17 protein-coding genes are annotated in these 18816 nt (G+C 60.8%); 12 read left to right on the forward strand and 5 right to left on the reverse strand.

Annotated elements, in window-relative coordinates; all coding sequences use genetic code 11:
- Window positions 1-61: 61 nt before the first annotated feature.
- Window positions 62-637: an NAD(P)H-dependent oxidoreductase gene (locus AB4O11_RS12165; protein ID WP_137218889.1), complete on the reverse strand. Its 576-nt coding sequence runs from the start codon at window positions 635-637 to the stop codon at window positions 62-64.
- Window positions 638-692: 55 nt separating this feature from the next.
- Window positions 693-1574 carry a LysR substrate-binding domain-containing protein gene (locus AB4O11_RS12170; protein ID WP_093442329.1) on the reverse strand — a complete coding sequence of 294 codons (882 nt, stop codon included), beginning with the start codon at window positions 1572-1574 and terminating at the stop codon, window positions 693-695.
- A gap of 216 nt (window positions 1575-1790) precedes the next feature.
- On the opposite strand from AB4O11_RS12170, the gene AB4O11_RS12175 reads away from it, so the two are divergent.
- Entirely contained in the window at window positions 1791-2555 is a 765-nt protein-coding gene (locus AB4O11_RS12175) for a sulfite exporter TauE/SafE family protein (RefSeq protein WP_460130745.1), read from the forward strand.
- Here AB4O11_RS12175 and AB4O11_RS12180 read toward each other — a convergent pair.
- Complete coding sequence (locus tag AB4O11_RS12180) at window positions 2545-2859, reverse strand: putative quinol monooxygenase (RefSeq protein WP_460089814.1); 315 nt, start codon at window positions 2857-2859, stop codon at window positions 2545-2547. The genes AB4O11_RS12175 and AB4O11_RS12180 overlap by 11 nt on opposite strands.
- Before the next feature lie 184 nt (window positions 2860-3043).
- Here AB4O11_RS12180 and AB4O11_RS12185 point away from each other — a divergent pair, with 184 nt between their 5' ends.
- The 7 genes from AB4O11_RS12185 to AB4O11_RS12215 all read left to right on the forward strand — a co-directional run bounded on the left by AB4O11_RS12185 (window position 3044) and on the right by AB4O11_RS12215 (window position 10113).
- Entirely contained in the window at window positions 3044-3634 is a 591-nt protein-coding gene (locus AB4O11_RS12185) for an NAD(P)H-dependent oxidoreductase (protein WP_460130747.1), read from the forward strand.
- A 60-nt stretch (window positions 3635-3694) separates the two neighbouring features.
- Complete coding sequence (locus tag AB4O11_RS12190; protein ID WP_116256485.1) at window positions 3695-4606, forward strand: LysR family transcriptional regulator; 912 nt, start codon at window positions 3695-3697, stop codon at window positions 4604-4606.
- A gap of 103 nt (window positions 4607-4709) precedes the next feature.
- On the forward strand, window positions 4710-5603 hold the full coding sequence (locus AB4O11_RS12195; protein WP_099757936.1) for an NAD-dependent epimerase/dehydratase family protein: 894 nt from the start codon (window positions 4710-4712) through the stop codon (window positions 5601-5603).
- 338 nt (window positions 5604-5941) lie between these two features.
- Window positions 5942-7291, forward strand: a complete 1350-nt coding sequence (locus AB4O11_RS12200) for a GntP family permease (RefSeq protein ID WP_116256499.1) — start codon at window positions 5942-5944, stop codon at window positions 7289-7291.
- Between the two features lie 16 nt (window positions 7292-7307).
- A complete protein-coding gene (locus tag AB4O11_RS12205; RefSeq protein ID WP_186623020.1) occupies window positions 7308-8168 on the forward strand; it encodes a MurR/RpiR family transcriptional regulator in 861 nt (286 codons plus the stop codon).
- 1 nt (window position 8169) lies between these two features.
- Complete coding sequence (locus AB4O11_RS12210) at window positions 8170-9627, forward strand: N-acyl-D-amino-acid deacylase family protein (protein ID WP_460130748.1); 1458 nt, start codon at window positions 8170-8172, stop codon at window positions 9625-9627.
- Window positions 9628-9744: 117 nt separating this feature from the next.
- Window positions 9745-10113, forward strand: a complete 369-nt coding sequence (locus tag AB4O11_RS12215) for a glyoxalase superfamily protein (RefSeq protein WP_460130749.1) — start codon at window positions 9745-9747, stop codon at window positions 10111-10113.
- A 253-nt stretch (window positions 10114-10366) separates the two neighbouring features.
- Here the strand turns inward: AB4O11_RS12215 and AB4O11_RS12220 are convergent, their stop codons facing one another.
- Together AB4O11_RS12220 and gliR are read right to left on the reverse strand one after the other, a co-directional pair.
- Window positions 10367-10732, reverse strand: a complete 366-nt coding sequence (locus AB4O11_RS12220; protein ID WP_099757938.1) for a DUF6124 family protein — start codon at window positions 10730-10732, stop codon at window positions 10367-10369.
- Between the two features lie 517 nt (window positions 10733-11249).
- Window positions 11250-12266 (reverse strand): AraC family transcriptional regulator GliR, encoded by a 1017-nt coding sequence (gliR, locus tag AB4O11_RS12225; RefSeq protein ID WP_460130750.1) that lies wholly within the window; start codon window positions 12264-12266, stop codon window positions 11250-11252.
- A 211-nt stretch (window positions 12267-12477) separates the two neighbouring features.
- Here gliR and AB4O11_RS12230 point away from each other — a divergent pair, with 211 nt between their 5' ends.
- From AB4O11_RS12230 to AB4O11_RS12245, 4 genes are all read left to right on the forward strand, one after another.
- Window positions 12478-14073 (forward strand): FAD-binding oxidoreductase, encoded by a 1596-nt coding sequence (locus AB4O11_RS12230; RefSeq protein ID WP_460130751.1) that lies wholly within the window; start codon window positions 12478-12480, stop codon window positions 14071-14073.
- A 5-nt stretch (window positions 14074-14078) separates the two neighbouring features.
- Entirely contained in the window at window positions 14079-15674 is a 1596-nt protein-coding gene (locus AB4O11_RS12235) for a glycerol-3-phosphate dehydrogenase/oxidase (RefSeq protein ID WP_460130753.1), read from the forward strand.
- A 20-nt stretch (window positions 15675-15694) separates the two neighbouring features.
- A complete protein-coding gene (locus AB4O11_RS12240; protein WP_460130755.1) occupies window positions 15695-17263 on the forward strand; it encodes an FGGY-family carbohydrate kinase in 1569 nt (522 codons plus the stop codon).
- Window positions 17264-17503: 240 nt separating this feature from the next.
- The gene (locus tag AB4O11_RS12245) at window positions 17504-18793 is read left to right on the forward strand and encodes a phospholipase (RefSeq protein WP_460130757.1); all 1290 of its coding nucleotides are present in this window, start codon (window positions 17504-17506) and stop codon (window positions 18791-18793) included.
- Window positions 18794-18816: the final 23 nt, after the last annotated feature.

Genomic DNA, 18816 nt, shown 5'->3' on the forward strand with positions numbered 1-18816 from the left:
GGAAGCCCGAAGAGGCACTGACGGCGACTTGTGCGCCGTCAGTTGAGGCGGCTGGAAAGCCTTAGACGGCGGCGGTCACGCGCGCCTGTTCCAGCCAGGCATCGCGCTGGTTTGGCTTGGAGCCAAGGATCGGCCCGAAGGTCAGGGTCTTCAGTGGCTTGATGCCGCAGAATTCCAGCGTGGTCTTGCGCATCTGATTCAGCCCCGGCATGCCGTAAATCCATTTGTAGTACCAGTACGGCGTGTCCATGGTCACCAGCAAATGCGCGGTGCGGCCTTTGAGCAGCTTGTCGGGGAAGGCTTTGCCTTCGCGGTATTTGAAGGCGAAACCCGGCAGGAAAATCCGGTCGACGAAGCCTTTCAACAGTGCCGGAATCCCGCCCCACCAGATCGGATAGACGAATGTCAGATGTTCAGCCCAGGTGATATCGGCCTGGGCTTGCAGCAGGTCCGGCTCCAGTGGTTGCACCTTGTTGTAGCCTTCGTGCAGGACCGGGTCGAACTCCAGCGCATCCAGACGCAGCAGCCGCACTTCATGCCCGGCGTCCTTGGCGGCCTGAACGTAAGTCTCACTCAATGCCCCGCAAAAGCTGTCGGTGGAGGGGTGACCCAGTATCACGAGCATTCGTTTGCTCATTGTGTGTACTCCTGAAATGAAGCTCACAGGATAGAGTCTGCCCCTAGCGGTAGAGTCAAGGCACCAGCGCATCAAACAAGGCCCGGGCGTAACCGGGCAGGTGGTCGAAGTCCCGTGCGCACAGTTGCAAGGTGCGATGCGCCCAGACTTCGTCCAGCGGCCGGCACGTTACCGAGTGCACCGCCGCCCAGCGCTCGATGGCCACCTTGGGCACGATAGCCAGCCCCGCACCTCGCGCCACCATGCGCATGACGCCCTCGAAGCCATCGGCACGGATCCGGATCGACATGCGCTGGCCGATGTGCAGCGCCTGTTCCTCCAGGTGAATCGCCAACGCGCTGTGGCTGCCAAGCGCTACGTAGTCGTGCGCCAGGGTTTCACCAAACGTCAGCGACGCCTGACTCGCCAAAACATGCTCAGGGGGCAGGATCAGCACCAATGGATCGTCGCGAAAGGGCCGGGTCTGCAGACCGTGGGTGTCGACCGCATCGGAGACGATCCCGAGGTCCGCCGCGCCTTGGCGCAAGGCATGGGTGATGCGCGCGCTGGGCAACTCCTGCAAGTCGATGTCGAGATTGGGATGATCGCGCAGGAAGTCCGCGAGTACTTCCGGCAGGTATTCGGTGATCGCCGTGGTGTTGCACAGCAAACGCACCTGACCTTTGACGCCTTGGGCATAGTCGGCCAGATCCTGCTGCAGGCGTTCGGCCTGTTGCAGGAGGATGCGCGCGTGCTGGGCCAACGCTTTACCGGCCGGCGTCGGGGTGACGCCACGACGGCCGCGTTCGAGGAAATCGATGCCGAGCGAGGCTTCCATTGCGCGGATTCTGGCGCTGGCGGCGGCCAGCGATAAATGGCTGCGGACGGCGCCAGCGGTGATGTTGCCGGTGTCGAGGATGTGCAGGTAGAGGCGCAGGTCGGTGAGGTCGAAGTGCATGAGGGTGGCCTCTGGTTTTAGGGTGTTCGGGCTGGCCCCTTCGCGAGCAAGCTCGCTCCCACAGGGAGTTGCGTACGACACACATCCAATGTGGGAGCGAGCCTGCTCGCGAATGGGCCAGAAGCCTCAATGGAATAATCAGCCTCTTGCTAAAAGAGAGGCACCATCAGTATATGGCAGATTTTCAGCCAACCCCGACTGGCGCACAGTAGCGCCATGAACACACTCGCGGACTTCTATCAAAACCTCGGTCTGGCCCTGTCCTTACTGGTCATCCTGACGTTCATCCTCGCCGGCCTGATCAAAGGCGTGATCGGCCTCGGCCTGCCCACTGTTGCCATGGGCTTGCTCGGTCTGGCTATGGCACCGTCGCAGGCAGCCGCTTTGCTGATCATCCCGGCAACCCTGACCAATGTCTGGCAACTGGCATTCGGCGGGCACTTGAAAGGACTGAGCAAACGCCTCTGGCCGATGCTGCTGATGATTTTCCTCGGCACCGGAATAGGCACGTTATCGATCGGCATGGCGGGCGGGCATTGGGTGGTGCGCGGGTTGGGCGCGGCGTTATTGCTCTATGCGTTGAGTGGTTTGTTTCTGCCAACGCTGAGTGTCAATCCGCGCCATGAAGGCTGGCTGGGTCCGGCGTGCGGTTTGATCACTGGCGTAATCACCTCGGCCACCGGCGTCTTCGTGATTCCGGCGGTGCCGTACCTGCAAGCGCTGGGCTTGAACCGCGATCAACTGGTGCAGGCACTGGGCCTGTCATTCACCGTTTCGACGCTGGCATTGGCCGCAGGATTGCTCTGGCGTGGCGCCCTCGGTGGCGGCGAACTGAGTGCTTCGCTGCTGGCGCTGATCCCGGCCATTCTCGGTATGTTGCTGGGCCAATGGCTGCGCGAACGCATCAGCGCCGTGCTGTTCAAGCGGGTGTTCTTTATCGGTATGGGCGCGCTTGGCGCCCATTTATTGATCAGCGGTTAGCCGAAGCTTCGCTGAGCATTTCAATCTGGCGGATATCAAAATCACGTTCCAGATAATCCATGCGCCGCTCAAAGAAAGCCTTCATATGCGGCAGGTTCGAGTGCACATCCAGATGCGCCTGCGACGCCCAGATCTCGTAGAAGATAAACAGCGTCGGATCTTCCTTATCACGCAGCATGTGGTACTCGACGCAACCTGGCTCGGCGCGGCTCGGTTCGACGTAGGCGCGAAACAGCGCTTCGAAAGCCTCGGATTGTTCCGGGCGGGTCTTGGCGTGCAGGATAAAACCCAAACGTTCACTCATCACAACGACTCCTCACATTCAGAATGCCGCGGATGTTATTGCAACAATCGGCGATGGATTCGTGCTTTTTGATCAAATGTATTTTGCGCGATCGGGCCTTATTCCGCGCGAGGCGGATCGTTAATCTGCCGCCATTCCAGTTTCCCTTCTCCATCCAGCCCAATGGCTGCGCCGAGGCTTTCTCATGAAAAAAGTGCTGTTGCTCAATGGCGGTAAAAAATTCGCCCACTCTGACGGTCGCTACAACGCCACTCTGCATGAAGCCGCGTTGAGCGTGCTGGATCGTGGCGGCTTCGATGTGAAAACCACCTTCATCGACGAGGGCTACGACATTGCCGAAGAAGTGGCGAAATTTCTCTGGGCCGACGTGATCATTTATCAGATGCCGGGCTGGTGGATGGGCGCGCCATGGACGGTGAAAAAGTACCTCGACGAAGTCTTCACCGAGGGCCATGGCAGCCTCTACGCCAGCGATGGCCGCACCCGTTCCGATGCGTCGCAGAAGTACGGCAGCGGCGGTCTGATTCAGGGCAAGCAATACATGCTGTCGCTGACCTGGAACGCACCGCAGCAAGCCTTCGATGACCCGACGGATTTCTTTGAGGCTAAAGGCGTCGACGCGGTGTACTTCCCATTCCACAAGGCCAACGAGTTTCTCGGTATGACCGGGTTGCCGACGTTCCTTTGTGTGGACGTGATGAAGCGGCCGAATATCGAGGCTGATGTGGCGCGTTATGAGCAGCATCTGAGCGAGGTGTTTGGCCTCAAGGGCTGATGCTCGGCTACTATCGAAGGCCTGAGCCTGCGGAGCAGGCCAATCGATTTGAGGACACCCGTGAAAGCCAGATCCGATGAGTTGCAGATTTTCGTCTGCGTGATCGAATGCGGTTCGATTTCCGCTGCCGCCGAACAGGTCGGGCAAACGCCGTCGGCGGTCAGCCGCACATTGTCGAAGCTGGAAGCCAAGCTCGACACCACGCTGATCAACCGCACCACGCGGCGCATGGACCTGACCGAGGAGGGCAAGTATTTCTTCGAGCAGGCCAAGCTGATTCTCGATCAGATGGATCAACTTGAAGAACGCCTGTCCTCGCGCCAGCAAACGCCGTCCGGGCGCCTGCGGATCAACGCCGCGTCACCGTTCATGCTCCACGCAGTGGTCCCGTATATCGACGAATTCCGCCGTCTCTATCCGGACATCCAGCTCGAACTCAACAGCAATGACCTGATCATTGACCTGCTGGAACAAAGCACCGACATCGCCATCCGTATCGGCACCCTCGCTGACTCGACGCTGCATGCGCGCTCGCTCGGTTGCAGTCCGCTGCTGATCGTCGCCAGTCCCGCTTACCTGAAAAAACATGGCGCGCCGCAGCAAGTCGCGGACTTGAGCGAACACACCTTGCTCGGCTTCACTCAGAACGAAGGCCTCAACCAATGGCCGCTGCGCTACGTGCACGGTGACCGCTGGCCGATCAACCCGGCGATCGGCGCCTCCAGCGGCGAGACCGTGCGCCATCTGGCGCTGGAAGGGCAGGGCATCGCCTGCCTGTCGCACTTCATGACCATCGATGACATTCGGGCCGGGCGCCTGAAAGTCTTGCTCGCTGAATTCAACAGCGGTTATCGCCAGCCGATCAACGCCGTGTACTACCGGAACTCGCAACTGGCGTTGCGCATTCAGTGTTTCCTCGACTTTATCCAGAGCAAACTCGCCGCTTACGCCAGCGCCGATTTCAAGGGCTGATTCGTGACCTCTGCGCAAGAGTGAATTGGTCGAGGGCGGGTTTTTCCCTCGGACCGACAGGCCGATACTCGACCCATCACTTATTCACGCAGGGAGTTTCTCCATGAACGTATTCGTCACCGGCGCTGCCGGTTTTATCGGCGGCTCCATCGCTAGCGGTCTGGTCAAGGCCGGGCATCAAGTCACCGGTCTGGTGCGCAACCCTGAACAAGCGGCTGAGCTCAAGGCGCTGGGCATGACCCCGGTCATCGGCACCCTCGACGACAAAGCATTGCTCGCCGAACAGGCCCGTGCTGCCGACGCAGTAATCAACGCCGCCAGCAGCGACCATCGCGGCGCCGTCGAAGCATTGCTCGACGCGTTGCGCGGTTCCAGCAAAGTGTTCCTGCACACCAGCGGTTCGAGCATCGTCGGCGATGCATCCGGCGGCAAGTCCAGCGATGTCATCTACTACGAAGACAACTTGCCAGAGCCGACTGTCGACAAAGCAGCGCGCGTGGCAATCGATAACCTGATCCTCGCAGCGGCGAACGACGGCGTGAACTCGGCGGTGATCTGCAACACGCTGATCTACGGCCACAGCCTGGGCGTTATCCGCGACAGCGTGCAATTGCCGCGTCTGCTCAAACAGGCGCGTAAAAGCGGTGTGGTGCGCCACGTTGGCACTGGCCAGAACATCTGGTCCAACGTGCACATCGAAGACGTCGTCGCCCTGTACCTGCTGGCGCTGACCAAGAACGTACCGGGTACTTTCTACTTCGTCGAAAGCGGCGAAGCATCGTTCATCGACATGACCACCGCCATGGCCGAAGCCCTGAACCTGGGTCAACCGCAAGACTGGCCGTTGCAAGACGCCGAAGCCGAATGGGGCTACGAAATGGCCAACTACGGCCTCGGCTCCAACAGCCGCGTACGCGGCAAACACGCCCGCGAACTGCTGGGCTGGGCACCGAAACGCACGTCGGTGGTTGAATGGATTCGTAACGAAATGGTGTGATCCGTACGCTACGTCCCACAGGTTTTGCGCATTCTGTCTGGAAGAGTGCGATCAAACTGTAGGAGTGAGCCTGCTCGCGATAGCGGTCATTCAGCCAATGATGATATTGACTGTTACGACGCAATCGCGAGCAGGCTCACTCCTACAGGGGGCTGTGTTGGCTGTAAAAGTATGTAAATCCCACCCCGAAATTTTCATTAATCACGACAAGACATATCCATCAGCGACACGCCTTGCCTCTCCACGAAAATTACTTTCATGCGGTTTGAAATCTCGATCTCGAAATGATTTATGAGTTTCGCAACCCATTCGAACGTGACCCTTTCGAGGAGTACCGCATGACGCCTTCCTTCGGCTATTGGCTGCTGGTCTATGCCGCCGTCGCCATCATTGCGCTGATCGTGTTGATCGCCCGTTACCGGCTCAACCCGTTCATCGTAATCACCCTGATTTCCATTGGTCTTGCGCTGGTCGCGGGGATGCCGCCGTCGGGTGTAGTGGGGGCGTATGAGGCCGGGGTGGGCAAGACGCTGGGGCATATTGCGCTGGTGGTTGCGCTGGGGACGATGCTCGGCAAGATGATGGCCGAGTCTGGTGGCGCCGAGCAGATGGCGCGCACGCTGATCGACAAGTTTGGCGAGAAGAACGCGCACTGGGCGATGGTCTGCATCGCCTTTTTGGTCGGGCTGCCGCTGTTCTTCGAAGTCGGTTTTGTCTTGCTGGTGCCGATTGCGTTTACCGTGGCACGGCGCGTCGGCGTGTCGATTCTGATGGTCGGCCTGCCGATGGTCGCCGGCCTGTCGGTGGTGCATGCGCTGGTGCCGCCGCACCCGGCGGCGATGCTCGCGGTGCAGGCCTATCAGGCGTCGGTCGGGCAGACCTTGCTGTATGCGATTGCCATCGGCATTCCGACCGCAATCATTGCCGGTCCGCTGTACGCCAAATTCATCGTGCCGCGCATTCAACTGCCGGCAGATAACCCGCTGGAAAAACAATTTCTCGACCGCGAACCGCGCGACAAACTGCCGGGTTTCGGCATCACCATGGCGACCATTCTGTTGCCGGTGGTGCTGATGCTGATCGGCGGCTGGGCCAACCTGATTTCTACCCCGGGCAGCGGTTTCAATCAGTTTCTGTTGTTCATCGGCAACTCGGTGATTGCGCTGCTGCTGGCGACTTTGTTGAGCTTCTGGACGCTGGGTATCGCCCAGGGTTTCAACCGTGAATCGATTCTGAAATTCACCAACGAATGTCTGGCACCTACCGCCAGTATCACCCTGCTGGTCGGTGCTGGCGGTGGCTTGAACCGCATTCTGGTGGAGGCTGGCGTCACCGATCAGATTGTCGGTCTCGCCCACGAATTCCACTTGTCGCCGCTGATCATGGGCTGGTTGTTCGCGGCGTTGATGCGTGTCGCCACCGGTTCCGCGACCGTGGCCATGACCACCGCGTCCGGCGTGGTCGCGCCAGTGGCCATTGGTCTGGGTTATCCACACCCTGAACTGTTGGTGCTGGCGACCGGCGCTGGCTCGGTTATCTTTTCCCACGTCAACGACGGCGGCTTCTGGTTGATCAAGGAATACTTCAACATGACGGTCGCGCAGACGTTCAAGACCTGGACCGTGCTCGAGACGTTGATCTCGCTGGTCGCGTTCGGCCTGACCGTCGGCCTCTCTTACCTGCTGTAACCGGAGCCCGCCGCCCATGGACATCCTCTACCAGATCCGCGCCCGCCAGGATTCCTTCAGCGCCGGCGAAGGTCGCATCGCCCGGCTGATGCTCGACGACGTCGGTTTTGCCGCCAGCGCCAGCCTCGAAGACCTCGCGCAACGCGCCGAAGTCAGCACCGCCACGCTGTCGCGTTTTGCCCGCACCGTGGGCTGCCGCGACCTGCGTGATCTGCGCCTGCAACTGGCTCAGGCCAGCGGCGTCGGCAGCCGTTTTCTCGACCCGGCGGGCACGCCTGAGCAGTCGGCGTTTTACGGGCAGATCGTCGGCGACATTGAATCCACGCTGCGCCAGCACCTGGCCGGATTCGACGAATCGCGCTTTGCCGATGCGGTGAAAATGCTCGGTCAGGCACGGATGATTCACGCCTTCGGCATGGGCGGTTGCTCGACCCTGTGCAGCGACGAATTGCAGGTACGCCTGGTGCGCCTCGGCTACCCGATTGCCGTGTGCCATGACGCGGTAATGATGCGCGTCACCGCCGCCAGCCTCAACGCCGAGCAAGTACTCATCGTCTGTTCGCTGACTGGCATCACCCCGGAATTGCTCGAGACTGTCGAACTGGCGCGCAACTACGGCGCACGCATTCTGGCGATCACCCGCGCCGACTCGCCACTGGCGCAATTGGCCGACATCGTCCTGCCGCTGCAAGGCGCGGAAACCTCGTTCATCTACAAACCGACGGCGGCGCGCTACGGCATGCTGCTCGCCATCGACGTGCTCGCCACCGAGCTGGCACTGGCCAATCCTGAAGACAATCAAGAACGTCTGCGGCGGATCAAACTCGCCCTCGACGAATACCGTGGCGGCGACGATCACCTGCCGCTGGGAGACTGACATGCTGTACGACACGCTGATTCGCAACGCCCTGATCATCGATGGCAGCAACATGCCCGGTTACCGCGCCGACGTGGCAATTCGTGAGGGCCGCATCGAGCGTATCGGTGACTTGCACGACGCCACGGCAACCGAAGAAATCGACGCCGCCGGCCGCGTGCTGGCACCGGGTTTTATCGACGTACACACCCACGACGACACCGTAGTCATCCGTCAGCCGGAGATGCTGCCCAAGCTCAGCCAAGGCGTGACCACAGTAATTGTCGGCAACTGCGGGATCAGCGCCTCGCCGGTCAGTCTCAAAGGCAATCCGCCAGACCCGATGAACCTGCTCGGCACGGCGGCGGCGTTCGTTTATCCACGGTTCAGCGATTACCGCGCGGCGGTCGAAGCGGCCAATACCACGTTGAACGTTGCCGCGTTGGTCGGCCACACGGCCCTGCGCAGCAATCATCTGGATGACTTGTTCCGCACCGCGACGCCGGAAGAAATCGCCGCGATGCGTGAGCAACTGCGAGAAAGCCTTGAGCACGGTGCGTTGGGTTTATCCACAGGCCTGGCGTATGCGAGCGCCTACAACGCCTCCACCGATGAAGTGAAGCAACTGACTGAAGAACTGACGGCGTTCGGCGCGGTGTACACCACGCACCTGCGCAGCGAGTTCGAACCGGTGCTGGAGGCGATGGAAGAAGCGTTCAGCATTGGCCGTCACTCGCGTTCACCGGTGATCATTTCCCACCTCAAATGCGCCGGCGTCGGCAACTGGGGGCGCAGTCCGCAATTGCTCGCCTCATTGGAAGAGGCCGCTAAAACCCAGCACGTGGGGTGCGATTGCTATCCCTATGCGGCGAGTTCATCGACGCTGGACTTGAAACAAGTCACCGACGCCCACCGCATCACTATCACCTGGTCGACGCCGCACCCGGAAGTCAGCGGCCGCGACCTGATCGACATCGCCGCCGAATGGAATCTGCCGCTGCTCGATGCCGCCAAACGCCTGCAACCGGCCGGCGCGGTGTATTACGGCATGGACGAGGCGGATGTACGAAGAATCCTCGCCCATCCGTTGTCGATGGTGGGTTCTGACGGACTGCCCGAAGATCCGTTCCCGCATCCGCGCCTGTGGGGCGCTTTCCCACGGGTGCTCGGACATTTCAGTCGTGACGTCGGGCTTTTCCCGCTGCACACCGCCGTGCACAAGATGACCGGATTGTCGGCGGCGCGATTTGGTTTGAAGGAACGCGGTGAGATTCGTGAAGGCTATTGGGCGGATCTGGTGCTGTTCGATCCGGCGACCGTGCGTGATGTCGCGGACTTCAGTGATCCGCAGCGGGCTGCGCAGGGGATTGATGGGGTTTGGATCAATGGCGTGTTGAGTTACCGCGATGGACAGGCGAATGGCAGGAGAGAAGGGCGTTTTCTGGCACGCGAGGGTGATTTGCGCCAAGGGTTTCATTGATTCTGATGGCGCCACGTCTCATGGTGGCACTCTGAGATTAAAGAAAGTCATCAACAGGCCGAATTGCTGACATCCACCCCGTCTACACTGTCGGGCCAATCAGTCAGGGAGCACCCCATGAGCTTCGGCAAAACCACCCCGATCCTGCGGATCTTCGATGAAGCCAAAGCTGTCGAGTTCTACGTCGATTTTCTGGGTTTCAAGATCGACTGGCAGCATCGCTTCGAGGCGAATTTTCCGCTGTATCTGCAGGTGTCGCGGGGCGAGTGTGTGTTGCATTTGTCTGAACATCATGGCGATGCGACGCCGGGTTCGGCGCTGCGTATCGAGACGGATGAGCTGGAGGCGTTTCAGCAGCAGTTGGAGGCCAAGGATTACAAGTTTTCGCATCCGGGCATTCAGGCGATGCCGTGGGGGAGTCAGGACATGACGATCGTTGATCCGTTTGGTAATCGGCTGGTGTTTACCAACGCGATTTGTCTCTGAGCTGAAAAGCCCCTCACCCTAACCCTCTCCCGGAGGGAGAGGGGACCGATTCGGGGATGCTTGAGAGATGCACCGACCTGAACCTGCTCGGTCGAATCCATAATCGACTCGGTCATTCAGGTCGATGTCTAGCGCCAGACAACTCGGTCGGCCCCCTCTCCTTTTGGGAGAGGGCTGGGGTGAGGGGAAAATGGCACACCGCAAAAAGAAGCCCGCCACCTAACCATCACAGTTGGGGCAGCGGGCTTTTTTGTTACTCGGTCGGCACTAACCTGTCCAACACGCGATTGACGGCCATTTCCGCCACCATCACCACTTGCGCAATACCCTGCAGCGTCTTGCGGTGTGTGCCTTCAACCTGCGCGGCATGGTTGTTGAGCATGACGGTCGCCGAGCCAAGCGTTTCGCTGGCGTCGGCCAGCAGGGATTCGGTGCCTGCCTCGGGGTTGGCCATGTACAGCGTGTTGGGGGAGTAGGGCGTTGCCATGAGGTCGGCGTTCGTCGGACCGAGGTAGTGGTCGAGCGCGCGCTCGGCGGCTTCGTGGAATTTCTTTGAATCGGCGGATTCGTAGGGGGAGGCCGGGTCGGTGACCGGCGGGTTTGGCGTTATCTTGAACATAGCTGTGTTCCCTTTGTTAAGCGGCAACCCTTTGGCTACTAAACGAAAGGGTGGCAGCTGCACGCAGGTTAGTAGACCGGGGAACTCAGCTAAAAGCCGGCGCGCCGAAGCGCCCTGCGTACAGCCACCATCAAGCTCAGGTACGCGAGTACCTGTGATGAATGTACGACCAGCAGAATTACCGCCGGGCTACTAAACCCGATCACTGGGAATCAGTGACGCAATCAAGTTACGCAGCATGCTCAGGGCGCACAAGCCGGCGGATTCTGGCGCAGGCGTAGGTTACGGCGCAAGGATTTGTGGGCTGTTTCGCGTAACGCTGAGTGTCTTTAAACACCTGTGATGCGGGATGTTTATTGCGCTCAAGTATCGAGGATTTGCCTGTAGGAATTGGGTGCTGCAGTTGGCGCATTCGCGAGCAAGCTCGCTCCCACAATGGATCTGCAGTGAACATCGAATTTGTGAGCCGCCGAGATCTACTGTGGGAGCGAGCTTGCTCGCGAAGAGGCCCGAACAATCACCCGCGATGCATCTGCCGAAACTCCCCCGGCGGCATCCCGCGCCGACTCTTGAACGTGCGGTGAAACGAGCGGGGTTCGGTAAACCCCAGATACTGCGCAATGTCCTGAATCGGCAGCGTGCTATTGAGCAAATAATGCTCAGCCAGCTCCTGACGCAAATCATCGAGAATCTGCTGATACGACGTTCCCGCCTGGTGCAACTGCCGCTGCAACGTCCGCACCGAAACGCTCAACTGTTCGGCAACCTGTTCCTTGCGCGGCAACCCCTCCTTGAGCAACTGCCGCAGGATGTTTTTCACCTGCTGCTCAAGCGACGCATCCTCCAGCGTCGCCATCAAGCCCAGCGCATGTTCTTCCAGCGTTCGCAGCAACTGCGCATCGGCTTGACGCAACGGCAGCTGCAAATACGCCAGCGGCACGACCAGCGCCGAATACGGCTGATCGAACAACACCGGGCAATCGAAAAACGCTTCGTACTGCGCTGGCGTGGCCTCGGCCGGGCATGGATGTTCGAGCCAAACTCCGGCCGGCGACATCTGCGTGTCGGCGATCCAGCGCGCATAGTGCAGCCACGAACCGAGCACGTTTTCCACCAGATGCCGACGAATCCTTGGACGCTGATAGCGGCAGGTCCAGATCAAATGTACATGGCCGTCCTGCACCTCGGCACGGCTGACGCCCATGTCGCCGACCAGTTTCTCGAACGGCATGATCCGGCTCATCGCATCGCCCAACGTCGCGCAGTTCATGGTGATGTAACCGAGCACGCTCCACGAATTGGGCAGGACGAAATTCGCCGCGTTGAGCCCGAACAACGGATCGCCCGAGTGCTCGCAGAAATAATCCAGCAAGCGTTCATGCGCTTCACCGGGCAAACGCAGGGTGTTGTCGCTCAACTGCTGCGCCTGCAAACCCGCCGCCGCCAACGCCGGCTCGATGGCCATGCCCAGTTGTTCGGCGTGGCGCAGGTATTTGAGCAGGGGCGGAACCGAGGTGTAGCCGAGCGATTGCATGATCCCATTCCTTTGATCAACGGCAGCGGAGGCGGACGAAATAGCCTGAAAGGTAATTTGAAACCCCGACTAAAGTAAATGGCTGACGCTTGCGCGACGTTTGACTCAATTGGCTACACGAACTGGCCGGATGCGACCGTGACACTTGGCGGCCGCTGGCTAGTATGGAGGCCTGAAATATCACTGATCTGACGGTAAGAAGGACACACGCATGCGACGCTGGAACGGCTGGGGAGATGCAACCACGGTGGTCGAACTGCCGGCCCAGGGCGCGGAGTTTCTTCATGAGCGACTGGGCGAGGGGCGCGCGCTGCCCGATGCGACGCTAGAGGCGGCGCTGGCGCGTGTGCCGAATTCGCGGTTGCAGGCGCACACTTTGTACAGCGTCGATGCCTATGATCGTTTGCTGCATGCGCGGGGCCAAAGTCTGCCGGACTGGCTGGCGTTGCGCGAAGGTGCGCTGGGCCATTATCCCGATGCGGTGGCGTTTCCCGAGACCGCTGAGCACATCCGCCAGTTGCTGGCGCTCACCCATGAACAAGACGTGTGCCTGATCCCGTATGGCGGCGGCACATCGGTGGCCGGCCACATCAATCCACCGGATTCGGCGCGGCCAGTGGTGACGGTGTCGCTGGCGCGGATGAACCGCCTGATCGACCTCGATGAACAGAGCCTGCTGGCGACGTTCGGCCCCGGCGCGAGTGGGCCGCAGGTCGAAAGTCAGTTGCGTGCGAAAGGCTACACGCTGGGGCATTTTCCGCAGTCCTGGGAGCTGTCGACGCTGGGCGGTTGGGTCGCCAGCCGTTCCAGCGGTCAGCAGTCGCTGCGCTATGGCCGGATCGAGCAGTTATTCGCTGGCGGAACGCTGGAAACCTTCGCCGGGCCGCTGGAGATTCCAACCTTCCCGGCCTCTGCCGCCGGTCCTGATCTGCGCGAAGTGGTGCTCGGTTGCGAAGGCCGTTTCGGGATCATTTCCGAGGTTAAAGTGCGGGTCAGCGCGCTGCCCGCCGATGAGCGTTTCTACGGTGTATTTCTGCCCGACTGGCCGCAAGCGCTAAGGGCGATCCGCCAATTGGCTCAAGCGCGCGTACCGCTGTCGATGCTGCGCCTGTCCAACGCCGTGGAAACCGAAACGCAACTGGCGCTGGCCGGTCATCCGCAACAAATCGCCTGGCTGGAAAAGTATCTGAAACTGCGCGGCGCCGGTGCGGGCAAGTGCTTGCTGACCTTCGGCGTGACCGGCAATCGTCGACAAAACGCGCTGTCGCTGAAACAGGCGCGACAACACCTCAAGGCCTTCGGCGGCGTGTTCACCGGCACCTTGCTCGGCAAGAAATGGGCGCAGAACCGCTTCCGTTTCCCCTATCTGCGCGAGAACCTGTGGAACGCCGGTTACGTGGTCGACACGCTCGAAACCGCCACCGACTGGAGCAATGTCGACCACCTGCTCAACCTCGTTGAAAACAGCCTGCGCGAGGCCTTGGCCGCCGAAGGCGAGCGCGTGCACGTGTTCACCCACCTGTCCCACGTCTACGGCGAAGGTTCGAGCATCTACACCACCTACGTGTTTCGCCCAGCAGCGGATTACCCCGCGACGCTGGCACGCTGGAAGGCGCTGAAACACGCGGCAAGCCAGGCCATCGTCGACAACCACGGCACCATCAGCCACCAGCACGGTGTCGGCAAGGATCACGCGCCGTACCTGCTGCGCGAGAAGGGCGCATTGGCGATGGACACCTTGCAGGCGCTGAGCAAACACTTCGATCCGGCCGGGCGCCTCAACCCCGGCACGCTGCTGCCGGAGTGACGGCCATGAGTCAGGACTGGAACGCTGCGTGGCGCCAGCAGATTCTGCCGACGCTGGCCGAGGAAAGCTGGGATCTGATCGTCATCGGCGGCGGTATCAGCGGCGCCGGCATCCTGCGTGAAGCGGCGCGTCGAGGCTGGCGCTGTCTGCTGCTGGAACAGCGCGATTTCGCCTGGGGCACGTCCAGTCGATCTTCGAAAATGGTTCATGGCGGTTTGCGTTACATCGCCAAAGGGCAATGGCGCCTGACCCGTGATTCGGTACGCGAACGTCAGCGCTTGCTCGACGAAGCGCCGGGGCTGGTCGAGCCGATGAGTTTCCTGATGCCGCACTATCGCGGCGGCTTTCCCGGGCCTCGTGTACTGGGCGGTTTGCTGAGCGTGTACGACGCCTTGGCGGGACGGCGCAGCCATCGCTTTCATGATGCACAACAACTGCGTTATCTGGCGCCGGGCGTGAGGGAAAACGACTTGCTCGGTGGCACCTGTTTTGTCGATGCGCTGACCGATGATGCGCGGCTGGTGATGCGTGTGTTGAGCGAGGCGCGGGCCGAGGGTGCGGTCGTGGTCAATGGCGTGCGCGTCGAACATCTGCTGCGGGAAAACGGCCGAGTGTGTGGCGTTCAGGTCGAGGATTGCGAATCCGGTTCGTCACTGCGATTGCGCTGCGACGTGCTCGCGGTGGCTACTGGCGCCTGGGCTGAACGCCTGCGCCCGGCAGAGGCGCCACGGCAATTGCGGCCGTTGCGCGGTAGTCATCTGTTACTGCCAGGTTGGCGTTTGCCGGTCGCACAGGCGTTCACTTTCATGCATGAGCGCGACCGGCGTCCGGTGTTCGTTTTCCCGTGGGAAGGCGCGACGGTGGTCGGCACCACGGACCTCGATCATCGCGAGGATCTGGATCAGAGCGCGAGCATCAGCGGCGAAGAACTCGACTATCTGCTGGCGGCTTGCACGCAACAGTTTCCCGGAGCGCAAGTGAACGCTTCGGACGTGCTGTCGACATGGTCGGGCGTACGTCCGGTAGTCGGCAGTGCGGCGGGCAATCATCAAGACAAACCGTCGAACGAAACCCGCGAGCATGTGCTGTGGCAGGAGCCCGGTTGCGTGACCCTGGCTGGCGGCAAACTGACCACGTTTCGCCCGCAAGCCATCGAAGTGCTTAAGGCCTGCGCGGCGATGCTCGAGCGTCCTTTCATTGACGACGCCGCGCCAGTGTTTGCCGCTGTGCCTGCGCTGGCGATTCCTGAATTGAGCAACCATCAGTGGCGACGCCTGGCCGGACGGCATGGCCGCGACCTGCCGAGGCTGGCGCAACTGATCAAAGAAGTCAGCCACGAAACGGTCGGTGCTACGGACACGTTGTGGGCAGAACTGGCCTTCGCCAGCGAAGCGGAAATGGTCTTGCACCTCGACGATCTGCTCCTGCGCCGCACGCGTCTGGGCCTGCTGTTGCCGCGCGGTGGCGAAGAGTATTTCGCCGCCATCCGCCAACTCTGCCAGCCTCGACTGGGCTGGAGCGACGAACACTGGCAGCAGGAAGAACAGCGTTATCGGGCGTTGTGGCAACGCCATCACGGTTTGCCGGATGCCACGCCTTGATACCCCCAGAAGAGAGCTCCATGGATAACCACCCGAACAAGCGTTACCTGCTGGCCATCGACAACGGCACCCAGAGCGTGCGCGCGCTGCTCTTCGATTTGCAGGGCAATCTGCTTGGCAAAGGCAAGGTCGAGTTGCAGGCGTATTACTCGACGCAACCGGGCTGGGCCGAGCAGGATCCTGAGTATTACTGGGCGAAACTCGGTGAGGCGTGTCAGCAGGTCTGGCAGCAAACGGGGATTGATCGCGCGCAGATTGCCGGCGTTTCCCTGACCACGCAGCGCGGCACGGTGATTAACGTCGATGTCGAGGGCAAGCCATTGCGCCCGGCGATTCTGTGGCTCGATCAACGCCAGAGCGAAGTCGAAGGCGGGATTAAAGGGCCGTGGGGCTGGCTGTTCAAACTGGTCGGCGCCCAGGCCACCGTGGATTATTTTCGTGCCCAGGCTGAGGCGAACTGGATCGCTCAGCATCAGCCGGAAGTCTGGGCGGCAACAGACAAGTTTTTGCTGCTGTCCGGTTTTCTCACCCATCGCCTGTGCGGGCGTTTTGTCGACTCTGTGGGTTGCTGCGTCGGCTACCTGCCGTTCGACTTCAAACGCCTGAAATGGGCCGCACCGAGTGACTGGAAATGGCAGGCGCTGGCGGTGCGCCCCGAGCAATTGCCGACCCTGCACAAACCCGGTGAAACCCTCGGCCACATTAGCGCCGAGGCCGCTCGCCATACGGGTATTCCCGAAGGCTTGCCGCTGATTGCTGCGGGGGCTGACAAGGCTTGCGAAGTGGTCGGTGCCGGCGTGGTCGATGCGAGTACGGTGTGCTTGTCCTACGGCACCACGGCGACGATCACCAGCACCCGCTCGCGCTATCTGGAAATCGTCCCGTTGATCCCGCCATATCCATCGGCGGTGCCGGATCAGTACAACTGCGAGGTGATGATTTATCGCGGTTACTGGATGGTCAGCTGGTTCAAGAACGAGTTCGGTTTGCGCGAGATGCAGCAGGCCAAAGAGCAGGGTATCGAGCCTGAGCAGTTGTTCGATGCACTGGTTGATGCGGTGCCGCCGGGCTCGATGGGCCTGATGCTGCAACCGTATTGGTCGCCGGGGATTCGTGAGCCGGGTGTCGAGGCGAAAGGCGCGATGATCGGCTTCGGCGATGTGCACACCCGTGCGCATATTTATCGGGCGATTCTTGAGGGACTGGCGTATGCGTTGCGTCAGGGCATGGAGAATATCGAGCGGCGTTCGAAGGTCTCGGTCAAGCGGTTGCGCGTGGCCGGTGGCGGCTCGCAGAGTGATGCGGCGATGCAGCTCACGGCGAATATTTTCGGCCTGCCGGCGGAGCGTCCGCATGTGTATGAGGCGTCCGGTCTGGGCGCGGCGATTTGTTGTGCGGTGGGGTTGGGGCTGCATGCGGATTTCCCTACGGCGATCGCTTCAATGACCAGAGTAGGGGCTGTCTTCACCCCACAACCCGATGCGCAAAAAATCTACGAGCAACTGTACAAAGAGGTCTACCTGCGCATGTATCGCCAACTCAAACCGCTGTATCAGAGCATCCGCAAAATCACCGGTTACCCCGCCTGAAAGAACGCCGCCAATCCCTGTGGGAGCGAGCTTGCTCGCGAATGCGGAGTGTCAGTCACTATTGTCTTGTCTGACCCACCGCTTTCGCGAGCAAGCTCGCTCCCACAAGGTTATGCGGTGGAATCAGATCCTCTTATGTGGCGCCATCGGAGAGTTTTTCTGGTGAGATCGGACAGTGTCAGCGGCGGGGTCGGTTGTTAGGCTCATCCCCCACGGCACCGCCAATAAGAACGAAAAGCAATGAAGCTGACCTTCCTCCTGTTGCTGCTTTGTGCAACCGCCCCGAGCGCCTGGGGCTGGTCGAACCATACGGTCGGCAGCTATCTGGCGTTGCAGGACCTGCCAGCGTTGCGCGACGCGCCAGCGGTTGCAGTCGAGCCACTGGAGCAGTTTCTCACCGAGCAATATCCGGCCGTGCTGGCATTGTTGGAACAACAGGAAAGCTTCGCCCGCGAACACTTCAGTCAATACCCGCCACGCCCCGATACCCTGAAATTGCCGGCGGTGCCGAGTGACAATCTGCGCCACGATTTCTTCACCGCGTTGCGCATCAACCCCGAGATTCACTTGGCAATGGTCATCCAGCCATTACCCGGCAAAGACCTGCCCGAGCGCGAGCATCTGCAAGCTAACCAGGTCATGGTCGAACAAACCCTGTCACCGTGGAATCGCCAGCGTTTCATCGTGGTCACCGATCATGAAAAAGTCGCAGCCCTGGCCGTGCTCGCCAGCGCTGCTGATGAGCCGGATTACGGTCACGACATCAATCTGTTCAGCGACAACCCCGGCAACGTCGGCGCGATCTACGGTTTCGGCCCGCAACCGTTCGGCGATGCTCGTTTCCAGTACAGCTCACAGGCGCCGTTCCACATGGGCTTCTTCCATGAAAGCGCGGTGGTGTATGCCGCTGCCGGTTTCCTTGAACGCAGTTGGCCGGACTGGCGCGCGTATCAGTACATGGGCCTGGCGCGACTGGCGTTTGCCAGCGGTCATCGGTATTGGGGGTATCGCTTTCTCGGCTGGGGCCTGCACCACATTCAGGACCTGACCCAGCCGTATCACGCCAAGCCATTGCCGGGCGTCGACCTCGCCAGTCTTCTGCTGCTGGAAGGCAAGGCGCTGGCCGGTTTCGCCGCCGACAAACAAGCCTCCATCGAGCGCGTCGCCACACGGCACATGGAAGTCGAGAAATATCAGTCGACCTGGCTGCGCCGCGTGTTGCGTGCCGGTCAGCCGCATCCGATGCTCGCGGCTTACGCCGATGTGGCTCAGGACAAAAGCTACCCGCCGTACTCGGTCGACTACCTGCGCGAAGTGGTCAGCGCCGAAGCCGTCAACGACTCCGCAGCCTTCGACGAGGCCATCGGCCAGTGGCTTGCAACGGCGCCGGTCAGCAGTGATTTCAGCAGCGGCAACCAGCTGCATCGCGAAGACTTCGACCACCCGGCACTCAACCAGCAGCTATTGAAGTTGCTGGGGCATTTCGGCGCTCACAGCCGGATTTATGTCAGCGCGGGATTGGCGCCGTAACGCAGCAACGCACACCACAACAA

Source organism: Pseudomonas sp. H1_D05 (assembly GCF_054682705.1).

Bases quoted from the DNA above. Each gene is read 5' to 3' on its own strand.
- AB4O11_RS12220 (WP_099757938.1), bottom strand. From the start codon at position 10,732: ATGTTCAAGATAACGCCAAACCCGCCGGTCACCGACCCGGCCTCCCCC.
- gliR (WP_460130750.1), bottom strand. From the start codon at position 12,266: ATGCAATCGCTCGGCTACACCTCGGTTCCGCCCCTGCTCAAATACCTG.
- AB4O11_RS12215 (WP_460130749.1), top strand. From the start codon at position 9,745: ATGAGCTTCGGCAAAACCACCCCGATCCTGCGGATCTTCGATGAAGCC.
- AB4O11_RS12175 (WP_460130745.1), top strand. From the start codon at position 1,791: ATGAACACACTCGCGGACTTCTATCAAAACCTCGGTCTGGCCCTGTCC.
- AB4O11_RS12180 (WP_460089814.1), bottom strand. From the start codon at position 2,859: ATGAGTGAACGTTTGGGTTTTATCCTGCACGCCAAGACCCGCCCGGAA.
- AB4O11_RS12235 (WP_460130753.1), top strand. From the start codon at position 14,079: ATGAGTCAGGACTGGAACGCTGCGTGGCGCCAGCAGATTCTGCCGACG.
- AB4O11_RS12170 (WP_093442329.1), bottom strand. From the start codon at position 1,574: ATGCACTTCGACCTCACCGACCTGCGCCTCTACCTGCACATCCTCGAC.
- AB4O11_RS12185 (WP_460130747.1), top strand. From the start codon at position 3,044: ATGAAAAAAGTGCTGTTGCTCAATGGCGGTAAAAAATTCGCCCACTCT.
- AB4O11_RS12165 (WP_137218889.1), bottom strand. From the start codon at position 637: ATGAGCAAACGAATGCTCGTGATACTGGGTCACCCCTCCACCGACAGC.
- AB4O11_RS12200 (WP_116256499.1), top strand. From the start codon at position 5,942: ATGACGCCTTCCTTCGGCTATTGGCTGCTGGTCTATGCCGCCGTCGCC.
- AB4O11_RS12205 (WP_186623020.1), top strand. From the start codon at position 7,308: ATGGACATCCTCTACCAGATCCGCGCCCGCCAGGATTCCTTCAGCGCC.
- AB4O11_RS12210 (WP_460130748.1), top strand. From the start codon at position 8,170: ATGCTGTACGACACGCTGATTCGCAACGCCCTGATCATCGATGGCAGC.
- AB4O11_RS12230 (WP_460130751.1), top strand. From the start codon at position 12,478: ATGCGACGCTGGAACGGCTGGGGAGATGCAACCACGGTGGTCGAACTG.
- AB4O11_RS12195 (WP_099757936.1), top strand. From the start codon at position 4,710: ATGAACGTATTCGTCACCGGCGCTGCCGGTTTTATCGGCGGCTCCATC.
- AB4O11_RS12240 (WP_460130755.1), top strand. From the start codon at position 15,695: ATGGATAACCACCCGAACAAGCGTTACCTGCTGGCCATCGACAACGGC.
- AB4O11_RS12245 (WP_460130757.1), top strand. From the start codon at position 17,504: ATGAAGCTGACCTTCCTCCTGTTGCTGCTTTGTGCAACCGCCCCGAGC.